Source organism: Serratia sp. GW822-FHT06D09, assembly GCF_058799515.1.
This window is the reverse complement of the sequence record NZ_JBXALO010000009.1, coordinates 145,951-161,687: the sequence shown is the minus strand read 5'-3', so window position 1 is coordinate 161,687 and position 15,737 is coordinate 145,951. Positions and strand designations below refer to the sequence as shown.

Sequence of the window (15,737 nt, the reverse complement as noted above, 5' to 3'; positions counted from 1 at the left end):
CAAATGCAGATGGGCGACTGATTCGCCGCCCTGATAACAAAATTAGTCACTGTGGCTTAAGAAAGCCTTACGCGATCGAAAAGCCCAGCTTGTGCAACAGCTCCGCACCAGCGCTATCATCACACTGGACGCGTAATGAAGACCATTCACGGCGCTCCTGATAATGTTTGCGCAGACGATCAAACTCGCCCGGTTGCCCGGCCACTTTACGCAGTGGCGCGTCGTCGCGGCGCACATCATACACCAAGTGCATCAATCGTTTTAATTTGCCTTCGTCCAGTGGCCCATTGAGCTGGATCTGGCTGAACTCAGGCACCGGCAACAATGAGGCCAGTTCGATCTGCTGCGGCTGTCCCAGGTGGCGGCTGAAGGCCTCGAAGACCTGCGTCGTGCCGCGCGCCTTGCCCTCCAGCGTGTAACCGGCGATATGCGCGGTACCGATATCGACCCGCGCCAGCAGCGGCAGAGACAGCTCCGGCTCAGGTTCCCACACGTCCAGCACCGTGCTCAGCTTTTTGCCTTTTTCCAGCGCCTGCAACAGCGCCGCGTTGTCGACTACCGGACCGCGGCAAGCGTTGATCAGAATGCGATTGTCCGGCAGTGCCGCCAGCAGTTCGGCATCCGCCAGGTGCAATGAATGATAAGGGCCGGATTTATTGAGCGGCGTATGGAAGGTCAGCACGTCAGCTTCCGCCACCAGCTTCTCCAATGGCCAGAACTCGCCGCTGTCACCACGATCGGCACGCGGCGGATCGCACAGTAAGGTACGCACGCCCAGGGCTTTCAAACGGGCATCCAGCCGTGAACCTACGTTGCCGACGCCGATAATGCCGACGGTTTTATCGCGCAGGTGAAAACCGTCACGCTCAGCCAGCAACATCAGCGCGGAGAAGACATATTCCACCACGGCAATGGCGTTGCACCCCGGTGCCGCAGAAAAACCTATGCCCTGCTGTTGTAGCCAGGCGTCGTCTACGTGATCGGTGCCGGCTGTCGCGGTGCCGACAAAACCAATGCGAGTGCCGGCCAGCAGCGCTTCATTCACTTTGGTCACCGAGCGCACCATCAACGCATCGGCATCCGCCAACGCATCACTCGGAATTGGGCGGCCAGGCACGGCCTGTACGTTCCCCAAGCGACTGAACAATTCAGTCGCGTACGGCATATTTTCATCAACCAGGATTTTCACTTGTTGCTCCGACGGTTTACGGCTATTTATACCCAAAATAATTGGCGCTGCATCAAGGCGGTAAGAGCAGGAGTCCCCAGAAGCTTACTCAAATAAGTGACTGGGGTGAGTGCTCGCAGCCAACACAGAGGCGCCGTCAAGTATGAAGAGTTATCTGGGAAATAGTGTGCCATTGAATCATGCCCGGCGAAAGCGCTCGGGGGTGGTGCCAGCGATTTGCTGAAACATGACGATAAACGCCGACGCAGAGCTATAGCCCACTTCCAGCGCAACCTCTTGTACGGTTTTACCCTGCTCCAACAGCGAAACAGCATGCAAAAAACGCAGGCGCTGGCGCCATTCGCTAAACGACATCCCCAAGTCCTGCTGGCAGCGGCGCGACAGCGTGCGTTCAGTGGTGTAGACCCGAGTGGCCCAGATGGCGAGCGAGGTATTGTCCGACGGACAGTGCTCCAGGGCTTCCAACACCGGTGCCAAAAATTTGTCTTCGGAGGTCGGCAGATAAGTTTGCTGCACCGGTGAGACATGCAGTTGGTCGATCAACGCGCGGCACAGGCGTAAATCCTGTTTGCTTTGCGGGATGTATTGTTTGCGAGCGTAAAAATCTTCGGCAATGGCGCGGAAAATCGGGGTAACGCTGACCAGACAAGGTTCTTCCGGCAAACCGGCGCACAGCGGCAGCGCAATATCCACCATGCGACACTGCGCCAAGCGCTGGTTATAGCAGGAGTGTTCAATCTCCGCTGGCGCCCACAACACAAATTCCGGCGGTGCCAAAAAGCGCTGGCCGCCGATACGCAGCACCATGACGCCAGCTTTTACCCACATCAACTGTCCCCAGCTATGACGATGTGGCTGGAACTCGGTACGAGCATTGAACTCTTCGCAGCGGAACTGCACCGGCCGCGGCGCCGGGATCAAGGCTTCTGGGAAATGGCGGATTTCTGGCATGGTTTCGCCCCGTTACTTGTCTTGTTTGGCAGAAAATTTGTCTGAATATCGCTATATATAATAAACCGGACACGAGTAAACTAGCCAGCATGTTAGTCGTTAATGAGAATAATTATCATGAATATGCTCTTCCCTTTGCTGGCGGTTCTGATTTGGTCAATCAACGCCGTGGTCAGCAAGCTCTCGGCCACCGCTATCGATCCGGCCGCGATCTCCTTCTACCGCTGGTTGCTGGCGCTGATCACCCTGACGCCGTTCGTGCTGCCCGGCGTGATCCGCCACTGGTCGGCGATACGCGCCAACTGGTGGAAATTGCTGGTTCTCGGCATGCTGGGCATGGTGCTGTATCAGAGTCTGGCCTATTACGCGGCGCACAGCGTCAGCGCGCTGTTTATGGGCATTATTGTCTCACTGATCCCATTACTGACCATTCTGATCAGCATCGTGCTGTTGCGGGTCGCTCCCACGGTAGGTATTGCCATCGGCAGCCTGTTGTCTTTGGGCGGCTTGATCTGGCTGGTGAGTGCCGGTAACCCGGGTGAATTGCTGCAGCACGGCATCGGCAAGGGGGAATTGATGATGTTCGCCGCCACCGCCTCTTATGCGCTGTACGGCGTGCTGACCAAACGTTGGGCGATTGCCCTGCCGAACTGGCAGTCGTTGTATGTGCAGATCCTGTTCGGCGTGGTGCTGTTACTGCCGAACTTCCTGATGGCACAAGACGTGTCTCTGACCAGCCAAAACATCCCGCTGGTGCTGTTTGCCGGCATTCCGGCCTCGATTGTCGCACCTTATCTGTGGATCCACGGCGTTATGCGTCTGGGGGCCAATACCGCGTCGATCTTTATGAACCTGGCACCGGTATTTACCGCCATCATTGCGGTGCTGTTCCTGCATGAACATCTGCACAGCTACCATCTGATCGGCGGCGGCATTACCCTGCTGGGCGTGATCCTGTCGCAGCGTCTGCGCACGCCGCTGGGGCGCAAGGCCAAACAAGCCGCGGAATGTCAGAGCTAAGATAACAATTGAAAACGCACCCGCACCAGTAGGCCACCCAGCGTGGCCGAGGTCAACAGCTCCGGGCGGGTGCCGTGATAACGGGTGATATCGCTGACCAGCGCCAGCCCTAACCCGGCACCGGGTTGATCACCCACGTTATCCAACCGATGAAACGGCTGCAGCGCCTGCGCGGTATCCTGTTGGGCAATGCCCGGGCCGCTGTCTTCAATTTCCAATATTCCCTCCCCGGCCTGCTTGTCCAGGGTTAAACGTGCGGTGACCGTGCCCTGATGCGGCGTATATTTCAGTGCGTTATCCAGCAAGTTGGCGCACAGTTCGGTTAGCAACAGCGTTTCTCCGCCGACCCAACAAACCGATTCTCCCTCGTACCCCAAATCGATGCGCTTGCTGCGAGCCTGGGGTAAACGTGAAAAACAGGCATCGCGCAGCACCTGCGCCAGGTTTACCGGCTGCAGTTGGCGATCGGCGTGATGCTCATGAGCTTTGAGCCGTGAGAGATAGAGCAGGCGATCGGTCAGCGCCACGGTGTTATCCAGCGTCGCGCTCATGGCCAGCAAGCTTTCCCGCCACTGCTCCGGCTTATCGCTGGCCAGCGCCACCCCCACCTGGGTTTTCAATACGGTTAACGGCGTGCGCAGCTGATGTGAAGCGTCGGCGCTAAAACGTTCCTGTCGTGCCACCATCACCCGCAGCCGTTCAATATAGCGGTTGAACGCCAGCAACAGCGGCTGCATTTCCGACCAGGGCAATACCATCGGCAACGGCGTCAGCTCACCCGGGTCACGCCGCAGCATAATGCCGGAAAGCTTGCGCATCGGCTTAAGCACCCGTTTAAGCAACGCAAAGGCCAGGATCATGGTCAGTACCACCACGGTTCCCTGGCTGAGCAAAGCGGAAAGCATCATCTGCCGTGCCAGATAGCGGCGCGACTCCAGGGTTTCCGCCACCAGAATGGTGGCCATGCCCATCACTCCGGATTCGTTGACCGGCTGGTACAGGGCAGCGACGCGGATCGGCCGCCCGCGGTATTCGGCGTCATAGAAATGCACCAGCGCCGGGTACAGGCTTGAGCGCAAAATATGCGGCGGCATCGTCGGCAAATCGTCATAGCCGGAGATACTTACGCCCTGCGGGGAGATCACTTCGTAGTAAAGCTGATCGTTCATGTTGCGCTCAAAGCTGTCGAGCACCACGTAGGGCACATCCACCTCAAGCCGGCCATTTCGCACCACCAGCCGTTCCGCCACGGTACGCGCTGACGCCAGCAACGTGCGATCGTAAGCCAGCGTAGCGGCATTCATCGCGCTGAAGTAGTGGGTATAAATCGAGATGCCGCCTAACACCAGCAGCGGCAGGCCAAAGAACAACAGCAGTTGATAAAATAGCGATTGCGGCGCGTTAAACCACCTCATTGCAAAGCTCCAGGCTGTAGCCCAGACCGCGCAGAGTGATAATCGCCACGTTGCTGCCCTGCAGTTTTTTTCGCAGCCGGTGGACATAGAGTTCAATGCTTTCCGGATTGGCCTCGTCGGCCAAAGTAAACACCTGTTCAAACAACTGCTGTTTGGCCACCGGCCGGCCACGGCGGTGAATCAACGCGGTCAGCACCGCCAACTCACGCGGCGTCAATTGCAGCGGTTTGTCGTCCAGCTGAAAATAGCCTTCATCGAGATAGGTCAGCGCGCCATATTTCAACGCCTGCTGAGTCACACCGACGCTGCGGCGCAGCAACGCGCGAATACGCGCCTCCAACTCATCCAGTTCGAAAGGCTTGGTGAGATAATCGTCTGCCCCCAGGTTCAGCCCTTTAACCCGATCGGCAACGTCGGTTCTGGCCGTCAGCAACAGCACCGGCAAGTCCTGTCCTCGCTTGCGCAGACGGGCCAGCAGATCCAGCCCGTTCAGCCGCGGTAACGCCACGTCCAGCACCACCAGCGCATAGGATTCGTTTAACAGCAAATGATCGGCCGCCAGCCCGTCCGGCGCGACGTCGACGGCAAAACCGACGCCGGTTAACGCCTTTTGCAGCCAGTGGGATAACTCGGGATGATCCTCAACCAATAACAGACGCATGTTTCCATTCCATTGATTTTTCTATGCCCGCAGGCCGAATGCTGAGCGATGACGTCAGCATCCGACTTATTGTCAATTAACATCTTTATAACAGCAGGATGGCACGGAAGACGCAGTGATAGAAGGGTTGCTCCCATTCCGTTTTGGGAGCTGGAACACAAATGCGACACGGAATAACCCCTGAGCCGTCGGCAACAGGGCTAATTCGGTTAGTCAGCCACTACATTGCGATTTCGCAGTCGGCCAGGGCGATTTCCAATACCGGTTTCAACTTGGCGGGGGTAAACGGCGGAGACACCAGCACCGAGCGGTTGTTGGCGGCGAAGACCAGATCAATACCGGTGATACAGGCCGTCATGTGGCAAGCGTATTTTTCACCTTTGTCATTCGAAAAATGCAGTTCAAAAACGCCGATATCTGCTCGCAGGCGCTTAACACGACAATGGCCTTCTTTCCCAACAGCCTCGGCATAAGCCGCGGGCAACATCTTGATGGCACTCACTTTATTGCCGTCCTTGCTGCCGAATAACTTCCCTAATGAAAACATAATAATGCACCTTCATTCATTTTATTTTTCGGCATTTTATCGCAAGACGAAACCGATAAAACTGATATTACGCAGGCTTTACGCCAGGTTTATGCGCTGTTATTCCTTCATCGCATGTGTTAACCGGCGGGCAATCAGGACGATGGTCAGTCGTGTAATTCTCGCTAACAGGAGACACGTATCACATCCCGGAAACTTTTCCCTCGGTTGAAAGGTAAATGAAAGGTTGTTGATTTAACAATCCAGCAACCCGTATCGGCGGGGATCTACACCGACTGAAAAATACCTTGGGGAAAGCAATGAAAAAAATAATCACCCGCACACTGACCGCTACCGCTCTGCTGCTGGCCACCCATCAGGCTTTTGCCCTGGAAGCGCCGAAACGCACCGAATGCATCGCTCCTGCCAAGCCTGGCGGGGGATTTGACCTGACCTGCAAGCTGATCCAGGTCTCGCTGCAAGAAACCAAAGCCATCGACAAACCGATGCGCGTGACCTATATGCCTGGCGGCGTCGGCGCGGTGGCTTACAACGCCATCGTGGCTCAGCGCCCGGCGGAATTCGGCACGGTAGTCGCCTTCTCCGGCGGTTCGCTGCTGAATTTGTCACAGGGAAAATTCGGCCGTTACAACGTCGATGACGTCAAATGGTTGGCCGCTGTCGGCACCGACTACGGCATGATCGCCGTGCGTGCCGACTCACCGTACAAAACCCTGAAAGACCTGATGAACGCCTTCCAAAAAGATCCCAACAGCGTGGTGTTCGGCGCAGGCGCTTCGATCGGTAGCCAGGACTGGATGAAAACCGCCCTGCTGGCGCGTGAAGTCGGCGTCGATCCGCACAAGATGCGTTACGTGGCGTTCGAAGGCGGCGGCGAGCCGGTTACCGCCCTGCTCGGCAACCACATTCAGGCAGTTTCCGGCGATCTGAGCGAAATGGTGCCTTACCTGCAGGGTGACAAAATTCGCGTGCTGGCGGTGTATTCCGAACAGCGCCTGCCGGGTCAGTTAGCCGATGTTCCGACCGCCAAAGAGCAAGGGTTCAATCTGGTCTGGCCGATCATTCGCGGCTTCTACGTTGGCCCGAAGGTCACGGAAGAGGAGTACCAGTGGTGGCTCGATACCTTCAAGAAAATGATGGCGACCGAGGAATTCAAGCAACAGCGCGATCTGCGCGGCCTGTTTGAATTCGACCTGACCGGCAAGGAATTGGACGCCTACGTGAAAAACCAGGTCAATCAGTACCGCGAACAGGCCAAAGTTTTCGGCCTGGCAAAATAACCGGGGGCATACCATGAGCGATCGCATTTTTGCCGGGTTCTGGCTGCTGCTGTGTATCGGCGGCCTGTTTATCGGCTGGGGCATCCAGAGTGAATACAGCTACGAGCCACTGGGTCCGCGGCCCTTCCCACTGGCTATCCTCAGCCTGATGGCGCTGTGTGCGGCACTGCTGCTGTTGAACAAACCGCAGGCCGTTGAATGGCCGCATAACAAGGTGATGCAACGTCTGCTGGTGCTGGTGATCACGCTGGTGCTGTACGCCTGGGGCTTCGAGTGGCTGGGCTTTCCGCTGGCAACCGCACTACTGACCTTCAGCATTGGCCTGCTGTTCCAGGCCAGCCTGATAGCGGCGTTGGTGTCTGGCGCGATCATGGGCGTTTCGCTCTATTACGCCTTTGACCGCTTACTTGATGTGACACTGCCACTCGGCGTTTGGCTGAGCTAACGGGGGCGATGATGGAAACCTGGATGTATTTGTCTCAAGGGTTCGAGGTGGCGCTGGTGCCCCAGAACCTGATTATCGCCCTGATCGGCTGCTTCGTCGGCACCATTGTCGGCCTGCTGCCGGGCCTGGGACCGATCAACGGCGTGGCGATCCTGCTGCCGCTGGCGTTTGCCCTCAAATTACCGGCCGAGTCGGCACTGATCTTGCTGGCGACGGTGTATATCGGCTGCGAGTACGGCGGCCGCATCTCCTCGATATTGCTCAACGTACCGGGAGACGCTGCTGCGATCATGACCGCACTGGACGGTTACCCCATGGCACAACAAGGCCGTGCCGGCGTCGCGCTGTCGATTTCGGCGGTCAGCTCCTTTGTCGGTTCGATGATTGCCATCGGCGGGATCATTCTGTTTGCCCCGCTGCTGGCCCGTTGGTCACTGGCATTTGGTCCGGCAGAATATTTCGCCCTGATGGTATTCGCTATCGCCTGCCTGGGCAGCATGATGAGCCAAAACCCGTTGAAATCTCTGCTGGCGGCGCTGATTGGTCTGGGGCTGGCAACGGTCGGGGTGGACGCCAACACCGGCGTTTATCGTTTCACCTTCGACAGCGTCCACCTCTCCGATGGCGTGCAATTTATCGTGGTGGTGATTGGCCTGTTCTCGGTCAGTGAAATCTTGCTGATGCTCGAAAGCACCAGCGCTGGGCAAAAACTGGTGCGTAAGACCGGCCGCCTGCTGTTTAACCGCAAAGAGGCCGCCGAGTGCGTGGGCCCCACGCTGCGTTCTTCGGTGATCGGTTTCTTCGTCGGCATTCTGCCGGGTGCCGGGGCCACCATCGCCAGCGCCCTCACCTACATGACCGAAAAGAAAATCAGCGGCAACAGCGAAACCTTCGGCAAAGGGGATATCCGCGGCGTTGCTGCGCCCGAAGCGGCCAATAACGCCTCGGCCTGCGGTTCGTTCATTCCGATGCTGACGCTGGGCGTACCGGGTTCCGGCACCACCGCGGTAATGATGGGAGCGTTGACGCTGTACAACATCACGCCAGGTCCGGCAATGTTCACCGAACAGCCGGATATTGTCTGGGGGCTGATTGCCGCACTGCTGATTGCCAACGTGATCCTGCTGATCATGAACCTGCCGTTGGTGGGCCTGTTTACCCGCATGCTGACCATCCCTTTGTGGTTCCTGGTACCGGCGATTGCCGCGGTGTCGGCGGTCGGCGTTTACGCGGTACACAGTACCACCTTTGACCTGCTGTTAATGGTAGGGCTGGGGGTGTTCGGTTACATACTGAGGAAAATGCACTTCCCGATGTCACCGCTGATCCTGGGCTTTGTTCTGGGAGAAATGCTGGAGCAAAACCTGCGCCGCGCGCTGTCGATCAGCAACGGTGAGTTCAGCATCCTGTGGGGTAGTGGCATCGCGCAAACGCTCCTGGTGCTGGCGGTATCCGTGCTGGTGCTGCCGCTGCTGTTGCGCAGAATACGCAAACGCCGCCTGACGGCGGAAGCGGCCAAGGCCGAATAAGCAAAAGGGCGGAGTATTAACTCCGCCCTTTTCATTTAACGTTTAATTTCGCTTATCGCCCGTTCAAGGGCCGCAATATCGTCATTGGCCAGCAAAGGCTGCACCTGAGCAAAATCCTCGGCCGACAGATCATAAATGCGCAAAGCGAGTAACCTGGCTACGATCTGCGGAGCAAAGCGCAGTCTTATTGGTCGCGCCGGATTGCCCCCCACCAGGGTGTAAGGCTCAACATCCTTCGTCACAACGCTACCGGCGGCGACTATCGCTCCTTCCCCAATCGTCACGCCCGGCATCAGCATCGCCCGCATGCCTATCCAGCAGCCGTCCCCCAACCGGGTATCGCCCTTCGGCTGATAGGAAGCCAGAATGCTTTCCATCATCGGATACAGGCAGAACCAATCGGCACGATGGGTATGGTTGCCCCCCATCAGGATCACCGCCTCGGCGGCAATGCAGACATAATCGCCGATCAGCAATTGGTCTATCGTTCCTAGCGGCTGCCACTGTTGGCTGACCTCGTCGCCGTGCAAATAACGCACCACGGAGCGCTCAAAGCCGTCATCCAGGTAGTCGCTGTAATAGCTGTGAGTCCCTTTGACGATAATATTGGGGTTGGTCACCGTTTGGTGTAACAGTTCTGTTTTTGACCAGTGTTTTTCAGTCATGGCGCTTTCTCTATACTCATTGCAAGAGCCACAGCCAAATGTCTGTGGCAGTGTTTTTTGGTCGTAAAACACTGCCGCTTTAAGCGATTAACGCCCGTTTTAACCTTGGGTTATTGGTCATTGTTGCCTCCACATCCGGCCCTAATGTTAACAAATCACGTCGCAGCCGTCTTGCTCTTCAGCATCAGCACCCCGCCCATCACCAACGCACTGCCCAGCAGCTGTAACTGATTCATGCTTTCCCCCAGCAGGAAGTAAGCGATCGCTGCCGTGAACACCAGTTCCAGCGACAAAATCAGGTTTGCCACCGCCAGCGGCAAGCTTTTCAAACTGATGTTGTACAGGCCGAACCCCAACAGCGTTGGGCCGGCAGCCAGGGTCAGCAGCAACCACCAGCCCCCCCACTCGATACCCTGAACGCCCTGGGACAGGAACCACAATGACCCCGTCATGCCGTGGAACGCCTCCAGTGGGTAAAAGGTCAGCGCGGCATTGAACAACCATTGATAAACAGCCGAAAAGCCAAACACGTACAGGATGGTGTTCCACACCGGGTAACGCCGTTCGGTCGCGACCCGCCCACCCAGCGTATAGAGGGTGTATCCGATGCCGGACAGCATGCCCACCACCAGCCCCAACAGGTTAAAATGGCTGTTGCCCAAGCTGTCGCCGTTGCTGACCAGAAAACAGCCGCCCAGGCTGACCACAATCACCACCAACTGACGCAGGCTCAGGCGCTCGCTGTACATCATCCAGCCGAGAAACACGGTAAAACCGACCGAGCAGTAGGTCAGGATAGTCGCCACCGACGCACCGTTCAGCGCCACCGACAGCGTCCACAGGCTGTTGAACACTGCCAGCAGCAGACCATAGCAGGCATAAAAGGGGATCTGCGCGCGCTGTAAACGCGCCCATTCGGGTTTGAACAGCAGCAGTACCGGCAACAGCACCAGAGCAACCAGCGCCGCGCGCCAAAAAGCCAGCACAAAGGTCGGCAGGTGATAATACTCCGTCAGCACGCGGATAATAATGGCGGTAAAGGCCAGCAACATGGCGCTGATGATAGCAATCACATACCCCTGACTGCTGCCCTGTAAAATGTGCGCCCCCGGGAAAACCGGCCTGGCTGAGATACCCGATGGTAATGACATGACACCCTCAAAAAACGGCAATAGTGGACTCAGGCGAGATTCTAACGCCGCGTAACTTTACCGCCAGAGCCACTTTCCCCCGATGTTATATAGGCCACTTTTATCCTCTTGAAGCCCTGTAACTATGGGGTATAGTAAAAAATATCACCGTCAACCGGGCCAATTTTGCATGCATATTCCCTTAGACCGTCAGCAAAACATTCCTTTATATCTGCAAATTGAGGAAGCGCTGCGGCGGGCGATCCTCAGCGGCGCATTTGTCGACGGCGATAAGCTGCCCTCCACGCGCACGCTTGCCGCCAAGCTGGCGGTCAGCCGGTTGACGGTGGAAAACGCCTATGCCGAACTGGCGGCAAAAGGTTTTTTGCACCAGCGGCGCGGCAGCGGTGCCTATGTCTTGCACCCGCTGATCCAGCCAGCCCAGCCACGCCCAACAAGCGATGCGCCCTTCCCGGCGGAGCGTTTCACTACCCTGACCTCTCGGCTGGATGGCTACCCCGATACGCCGTTGCCGGACAACATCATCAACTTTGCCGCCGGCGTCGGCAGCCCGAAAGTCTTTCCGCAGGAGGAGTTCCGCAAGATATTGCTGTCGGTACTCAGCCGCCATGCGGAAGAAGCCTTCAGCTATGGCGAATACTGCGGCTATTACCCGCTGCGCGATACCCTGGGGCGGATCCTCACCGCTCAGGGTATTCCGACCCATGCAGAGCAACTGCTGATCACCAACGGTTCGCAACACGCCATCAGCCTGATAGTGCAAAGCCTGCTGGAGCCGGGCGACACGGTGATTGTCGAACAACCGACCTACGCCGAAGCGCTGGGGCTGCTGCGCCAGCACCGCATCAATATCGTCACCGTCGCCAGCGACCGGCACGGCATGTTGGTTGAACAGCTGCCCGCACTGATCGAAAAACACCAACCGAAGTTGATTTACACCATTCCCAATTTTCATAACCCCACCGGCCGCTGCATGAGTGAAGCGCGCCGTCGACGCCTGCTGGCACTGGCCCAGCAGGCCGGTGTAGTGATATTGGAAGACGATTTTGTCGGCGATCTGCGCTACAACGGCAAACAGCTGCCGTCGCTGCGATCGCTGGCGCAACCGGGGGCGGTGATTTACGTCAGTACCTTTTCAAAAATGCTGCTGCCCAGCATGCGCATCGGTTACCTGGTGGCGGACAGCGAACACTATCAGCGACTGGCTCGTCTGAAACACGTCGACAGTTTTACCAGCTCCAACCTGATCCAGCGGGCACTGGACGCATTCGTCACTATCGGTCGTTACGACAAGCAACTGCGGCGCGCCGGGCGGTTATATCGCCAGCACAGAGACGTGATGGTGGCAACCTTGCAGCAGCAACTGCCGCCCGGCTGTCAGTTTGAAACGCCGGAGGGTGGACTGTTTATCTGGCTGACGCTGCCTGCCGCCGTCAGCACCGAGGCACTGATGCCGCTGGCCTGGCGACACGGCGTGACCTTTGCGCGTGGGGAGTGCTTTTATGCCGAAGAACAGCAAGGCGCACATGGCCTGCGATTGAATTTCGCCGCCAATACGCCGCCGCAGATAGAGGAAGGTATCGCCCGACTGTGCCGGGCGATTAATGAGGTCATCACTTCAGAATAGGCCGCGGTTCAGAGCCCGGCCCACCATAGCCGCAGCTTCATTCCCCAATAGCTGGTCCAGCCGGTGGTGCTTTGCACCACCTTGCCCTGGGAAATGACCACCAAGGTGGGCGTGACGCCGATCTGCCACTGCGCCGACAGCTCGCCACGGGGATCGTTAACCACCGGCAACGTCACACGCTTGCCCGCCAGCCACTGTTCCACCTGACGATCGTCGCCGGAACGCAGCGCCACGGTCAATACGTTGCCGCCCTCGCCGACCAGTCTGGCAACATACGGCGTGGTAAACCGGCAAACCCCGCACCAACTGGCCCAGAAATAAACCAGCAGCGGCTTGTCCTGGCTGAGCTGCGCCAGCGAGACTTGTTCACCGTTCAACGTCGTCAACGGTTGCGAATCGAACGCCGCCGGTGGCTGCGGTGCGCGTAACCAGTCCATTCCGAACGCAACCGCCAGCACAATCAGCAACAGGATCAGCAGTTCGCGGCCCCAACGCCGCAGCTTAGCCATTGTTAACCTTCGCAAGCTGTTGTTTCACTACCGCCTCCAGATCCTCATACGACACCGCGCCTGGCAGCATTTGATCGCCGATCAGGGTGGCCGGCGTTCCTTGTACTCCAAGCTGCTCCGCCAATGCCATATTGGTGCGCAAGGTGGTCATGCTCTGTTCGCTTGGTGCAACGGCTTTCACCCCGGTTTTCTGCTGTGCGGCAGCGATGCTGGCCGTGTCATGGAAGCCTTTTTTCGCCATCAGCCGCTGATGCAGCGCCCAGAATTGGTCCGGGTGTTGCTGCCAGGTCGTCAGCGCCACGCGTGCAGAACTGACGGAGCTCTCTCCTTTGAACGGCAGCAGTTTTACCACCAGCGCCACATCAGGATACTGTTTGACGATTTTTTCCAGCATCGGGTCAAAACGCTTGCAGTACGGGCAGTTGTAATCGGTAAAGGCCACCAGCGTCAGTTTGGCGTTGGCCGCTCCCAAACGTGGGCTGGCCGGATCTTCGTATAGGGTTTTGGCATTTTGCTTGATCGCCTGGCTGATTTGCTGACCAGCGGTCTGTTGCTGCCAGGCATCCACCGCCTGCGCCAGAATATCCGGGTTCGACACCAGCGTTTCGCGGATCAGCTCTTTAATCCGCACCTCTTGTTCCGGGGTAAAAGGAGCCGCAGCCCAGACCGGAGTAACCATCAGCATCAGTAACATCAGTAATTTTTTCATTGTGAATTTCCTTTGGCGGCGGACAGGGTTTGCAAGACGGCATCGCGGGTCAACAGCGGGGATAACACCACACCGTCAGGGCTGCCGGGGCCATAAATCTGGTTAAAAGGCACGGCAACGCTGCCGCGTTTTTGCAGGAAAGCGCTAATCTCGGCCGAAGGACGGCTCCAGTCTCCTCGCAGGGCGACAACGTCGCCGGCGCTCAGCGCTTTTTGCACGTCATCACGCAACAGCACGTTGAATTTGTTGGCTTTACAGGTTACGCACCAGTCTGCGGTGACGTCGACAAACACCCGTTTGTTCTGAGCGAGTGCCTGGGCGATCGCCTGTTCACTTAGCGGTTGCCAGGTGACATTGTCGTGCAGCGGCTGACGCCACAGCCCGGCGGTCAGCGAACCGGCCAGTAACACCACACCGACCAGCACCAGCGTGCCGGCCGCCAGCTTGGCCGCCAGACGAACCCCATGTTGCCAGCCTACCGCCAACAACAAGGCCAACAGTGCGATACCGCCCAATGCCAGCGTCGGCAAGGTGCCAATATGATTGACCATCAGGCTCAGCAGCCACAGTGAAGAAGCCAGCATCAGCAGACCCATGGCCCACCGTAAAGTGTTCATCCAACGCCCCGGACGCGGCAGGCGCAGCGCTAAAGCAGGCCATGCGGCAATCAGCAGCCAAGGCAGGCTCATGCCGATACCCAAGGCGACAAACATGCCCCACAGCACCGGCAGCGGCGCAGCCAGTGCAAAGGCCACGGCAGTGCCCAGGAAGGGAGCCGAACAGGGCGTCGCCAGCAAGGTGGCAAATGCGCCCTGCCAGAAATGCCCGCTCAGGCCACGGCCGTTATGGGTCGCCAATTTGGTATTAAGGGAGGAGGACAGCTGCAAATGGAACAGGCCAAACAGGTTGGCGCTGAACAGGAACGTCACCAGCACCATAAAGCCGATAAACCACGGGTTTTGGAACTGAATACCCCAGCCCAGCGCCTGATTGCTCAAGCGCAGCAGCGTCATCAGCAACGCCAGCGCCATAAAGGACGCCACAATGCCAAACGAGGACGCAAGGAACTGCAGCCGAATGCTGTGTCGGTCGCGCTGCTCCACCTGCAAAATCGATCCCAGTTTGATGCCCAGAACCGGCAGCACACAGGGCATCAGGTTGAGGATCAGGCCCCCCGCCAACGCCATCAGCACCGCTTGCCACAGAGTGAAACTGGCGGCGCTCGGCAGCGGCAGCGGCCCGCCAATCGGCAGCGTCACCTGCTGCGCCATGCCGCCGTCGCCGATTACCAACGTCAGGGTTTTACCGCGCAGATCCGGGGCGCTGTCACCCCAGCCATCGCTGACCGGTACCCGCGCGGTCATCAGTGAACCTTCGCTACTGACCCGTGGCTTGCCGAGGTCTGCGTCCTCCAAGGTGTCGAAGAACAGCTCCGGCCGTTGCCAACCGGCGGCTCGCTCGGCGCTGATCTGTAATTCGCCATTGAGATAACCGGCCTTGATGCTCTCCACCAGGCCCTCGGCGATCGGTACCTGACCCATCGCCTGGGCAAAGTCATGGTCAAACTGCGCGTCAGACGGCGCGGCAAGATCCAGACTGAACGGATAGTCGGTCAAAATACAGACGTTGCTGCAGGTGGACAGCGTCAGCGTCCCCGCTAACTGGCGCGGTGCCGTTCCTTTCATCACCATCGGCAGCTCTACCCGATCGTGGTAGCCCTGCGTGGAAATACCGGCCACCTCAAAACGCTGCGGCGTAGGCCAATACCAGGTCACCGGAGGCGGATTGCCTTGCCAGGTTATTGCCGGCGCAATGCCACCTTCCCCCGGCGAACGCCAGTAGGTTTTCCAGCCTTTTTGCAGCTCAATAGCCAACAGCAGCCGGGTTTCTCCTGGCTGCGAGGTGTCAGCGCGGAGTCGCACCTTGGCATGATCGTTGGTCGGGCTTTGCAACCAGACGCTGTCCGCCGCCTGCAAAGCGGGCAGCCACAGCATTAACAGGCAGACAAACGTCGACCTGATGATATTCAACATGTTTTT

15 protein-coding genes are annotated in these 15,737 nt (G+C 58.0%); 5 read left to right on the top strand and 10 right to left on the bottom strand.

Annotated features, from left to right (window positions below):
- Positions 1-67: 67 nt before the first annotated feature.
- Positions 68-1,189 carry a 4-phosphoerythronate dehydrogenase PdxB gene (gene pdxB / locus AC1RKG_RS20140; protein ID WP_493183639.1) on the bottom strand — a complete coding sequence of 374 codons (1,122 nt, stop codon included), beginning with the start codon at positions 1,187-1,189 and terminating at the stop codon, positions 68-70.
- A gap of 177 nt (positions 1,190-1,366) precedes the next feature.
- Positions 1,367-2,140 carry an AraC family transcriptional regulator gene (locus AC1RKG_RS20135; protein WP_048763002.1) on the bottom strand — a complete coding sequence of 258 codons (774 nt, stop codon included), beginning with the start codon at positions 2,138-2,140 and terminating at the stop codon, positions 1,367-1,369.
- Positions 2,141-2,257: 117 nt separating this feature from the next.
- Between AC1RKG_RS20135 and AC1RKG_RS20130 the strand changes: the two genes are divergently transcribed.
- The gene (locus AC1RKG_RS20130; protein ID WP_020827878.1) at positions 2,258-3,160 is read left to right on the top strand and encodes a DMT family transporter; all 903 of its coding nucleotides are present in this window, start codon (positions 2,258-2,260) and stop codon (positions 3,158-3,160) included.
- Here the strand turns inward: AC1RKG_RS20130 and AC1RKG_RS20125 are convergent.
- The 3 genes from AC1RKG_RS20125 to AC1RKG_RS20115 all read right to left on the bottom strand — a co-directional run bounded on the left by AC1RKG_RS20125 (position 3,157) and on the right by AC1RKG_RS20115 (position 5,783).
- A complete protein-coding gene (locus AC1RKG_RS20125) occupies positions 3,157-4,575 on the bottom strand; it encodes a sensor histidine kinase (RefSeq protein ID WP_122079914.1) in 1,419 nt (472 codons plus the stop codon). The genes AC1RKG_RS20130 and AC1RKG_RS20125 overlap by 4 nt on opposite strands.
- Positions 4,562-5,236 carry a transcriptional regulator TctD gene (gene tctD / locus AC1RKG_RS20120; protein WP_122079915.1) on the bottom strand — a complete coding sequence of 225 codons (675 nt, stop codon included), beginning with the start codon at positions 5,234-5,236 and terminating at the stop codon, positions 4,562-4,564. Before tctD ends, AC1RKG_RS20125 begins: the two co-directional genes overlap by 14 nt.
- A 220-nt stretch (positions 5,237-5,456) precedes the next feature.
- Positions 5,457-5,783, bottom strand: a complete 327-nt coding sequence (locus AC1RKG_RS20115; protein ID WP_122079916.1) for a hypothetical protein — start codon at positions 5,781-5,783, stop codon at positions 5,457-5,459.
- Between the two features lie 299 nt (positions 5,784-6,082).
- Here AC1RKG_RS20115 and AC1RKG_RS20110 point away from each other — a divergent pair, with 299 nt between their 5' ends.
- From AC1RKG_RS20110 to AC1RKG_RS20100, 3 genes are read left to right on the top strand one after another with little or no spacing between them, the layout of a single operon-like run.
- Positions 6,083-7,063: a Bug family tripartite tricarboxylate transporter substrate binding protein gene (locus tag AC1RKG_RS20110; RefSeq protein ID WP_020827882.1), complete on the top strand. Its 981-nt coding sequence runs from the start codon at positions 6,083-6,085 to the stop codon at positions 7,061-7,063.
- 13 nt (positions 7,064-7,076) lie between these two features.
- Entirely contained in the window at positions 7,077-7,508 is a 432-nt protein-coding gene (locus tag AC1RKG_RS20105) for a tripartite tricarboxylate transporter TctB family protein (RefSeq protein WP_046373041.1), read from the top strand.
- An 11-nt stretch (positions 7,509-7,519) separates the two neighbouring features.
- Entirely contained in the window at positions 7,520-9,037 is a 1,518-nt protein-coding gene (locus tag AC1RKG_RS20100; protein WP_020827884.1) for a tripartite tricarboxylate transporter permease, read from the top strand.
- A 35-nt stretch (positions 9,038-9,072) separates the two neighbouring features.
- Here AC1RKG_RS20100 and AC1RKG_RS20095 read toward each other — a convergent pair whose 3' ends face one another.
- Together AC1RKG_RS20095 and AC1RKG_RS20090 are read right to left on the bottom strand one after the other, a co-directional pair.
- Entirely contained in the window at positions 9,073-9,702 is a 630-nt protein-coding gene (locus tag AC1RKG_RS20095) for a CatB-related O-acetyltransferase (RefSeq protein ID WP_128864618.1), read from the bottom strand.
- Positions 9,703-9,857: 155 nt separating this feature from the next.
- Entirely contained in the window at positions 9,858-10,853 is a 996-nt protein-coding gene (locus AC1RKG_RS20090; RefSeq protein ID WP_122079919.1) for a DMT family transporter, read from the bottom strand.
- Positions 10,854-11,022: 169 nt separating this feature from the next.
- Here AC1RKG_RS20090 and pdxR point away from each other — a divergent pair, with 169 nt between their 5' ends.
- Positions 11,023-12,480, top strand: coding sequence for a MocR-like pyridoxine biosynthesis transcription factor PdxR (gene pdxR / locus AC1RKG_RS20085; RefSeq protein ID WP_493183638.1), 1,458 nt, complete (start codon positions 11,023-11,025; stop codon positions 12,478-12,480).
- 8 nt (positions 12,481-12,488) lie between these two features.
- On the opposite strand, the gene AC1RKG_RS20080 is transcribed toward pdxR, so the two are convergent.
- The 3 genes from AC1RKG_RS20080 to AC1RKG_RS20070 are packed head-to-tail and all read right to left on the bottom strand — an operon-like array spanning position 12,489 to position 15,731.
- Entirely contained in the window at positions 12,489-12,989 is a 501-nt protein-coding gene (locus AC1RKG_RS20080) for a protein disulfide oxidoreductase (RefSeq protein WP_020827888.1), read from the bottom strand.
- On the bottom strand, positions 12,982-13,698 hold the full coding sequence (locus tag AC1RKG_RS20075) for a DsbA family protein (protein WP_116690054.1): 717 nt from the start codon (positions 13,696-13,698) through the stop codon (positions 12,982-12,984). The genes AC1RKG_RS20080 and AC1RKG_RS20075 overlap by 8 nt, the downstream gene beginning before the upstream one ends.
- Positions 13,695-15,731: a protein-disulfide reductase DsbD family protein gene (locus AC1RKG_RS20070; RefSeq protein WP_493183637.1), complete on the bottom strand. Its 2,037-nt coding sequence runs from the start codon at positions 15,729-15,731 to the stop codon at positions 13,695-13,697. Before AC1RKG_RS20070 ends, AC1RKG_RS20075 begins: the two co-directional genes overlap by 4 nt.
- Positions 15,732-15,737 lie beyond the last annotated feature (6 nt).

What these genes read in the sequence shown, in the direction of transcription:
- AC1RKG_RS20125 (WP_122079914.1), bottom strand. Translation starts at nt 4,575, where the DNA reads ATGAGGTGGTTTAACGCGCCGCAATCGCTATTTTATCAACTGCTGTTG.
- AC1RKG_RS20100 (WP_020827884.1), top strand. Translation starts at nt 7,520, where the DNA reads ATGGAAACCTGGATGTATTTGTCTCAAGGGTTCGAGGTGGCGCTGGTG.
- AC1RKG_RS20090 (WP_122079919.1), bottom strand. Translation starts at nt 10,853, where the DNA reads ATGTCATTACCATCGGGTATCTCAGCCAGGCCGGTTTTCCCGGGGGCG.
- AC1RKG_RS20080 (WP_020827888.1), bottom strand. Translation starts at nt 12,989, where the DNA reads ATGGCTAAGCTGCGGCGTTGGGGCCGCGAACTGCTGATCCTGTTGCTG.
- AC1RKG_RS20135 (WP_048763002.1), bottom strand. Translation starts at nt 2,140, where the DNA reads ATGCCAGAAATCCGCCATTTCCCAGAAGCCTTGATCCCGGCGCCGCGG.
- pdxR (WP_493183638.1), top strand. Translation starts at nt 11,023, where the DNA reads ATGCATATTCCCTTAGACCGTCAGCAAAACATTCCTTTATATCTGCAA.
- AC1RKG_RS20130 (WP_020827878.1), top strand. Translation starts at nt 2,258, where the DNA reads ATGAATATGCTCTTCCCTTTGCTGGCGGTTCTGATTTGGTCAATCAAC.
- tctD (WP_122079915.1), bottom strand. Translation starts at nt 5,236, where the DNA reads ATGCGTCTGTTATTGGTTGAGGATCATCCCGAGTTATCCCACTGGCTG.
- AC1RKG_RS20105 (WP_046373041.1), top strand. Translation starts at nt 7,077, where the DNA reads ATGAGCGATCGCATTTTTGCCGGGTTCTGGCTGCTGCTGTGTATCGGC.
- AC1RKG_RS20110 (WP_020827882.1), top strand. Translation starts at nt 6,083, where the DNA reads ATGAAAAAAATAATCACCCGCACACTGACCGCTACCGCTCTGCTGCTG.
- AC1RKG_RS20115 (WP_122079916.1), bottom strand. Translation starts at nt 5,783, where the DNA reads ATGTTTTCATTAGGGAAGTTATTCGGCAGCAAGGACGGCAATAAAGTG.
- AC1RKG_RS20095 (WP_128864618.1), bottom strand. Translation starts at nt 9,702, where the DNA reads ATGACTGAAAAACACTGGTCAAAAACAGAACTGTTACACCAAACGGTG.
- AC1RKG_RS20075 (WP_116690054.1), bottom strand. Translation starts at nt 13,698, where the DNA reads ATGAAAAAATTACTGATGTTACTGATGCTGATGGTTACTCCGGTCTGG.
- AC1RKG_RS20070 (WP_493183637.1), bottom strand. Translation starts at nt 15,731, where the DNA reads ATGTTGAATATCATCAGGTCGACGTTTGTCTGCCTGTTAATGCTGTGG.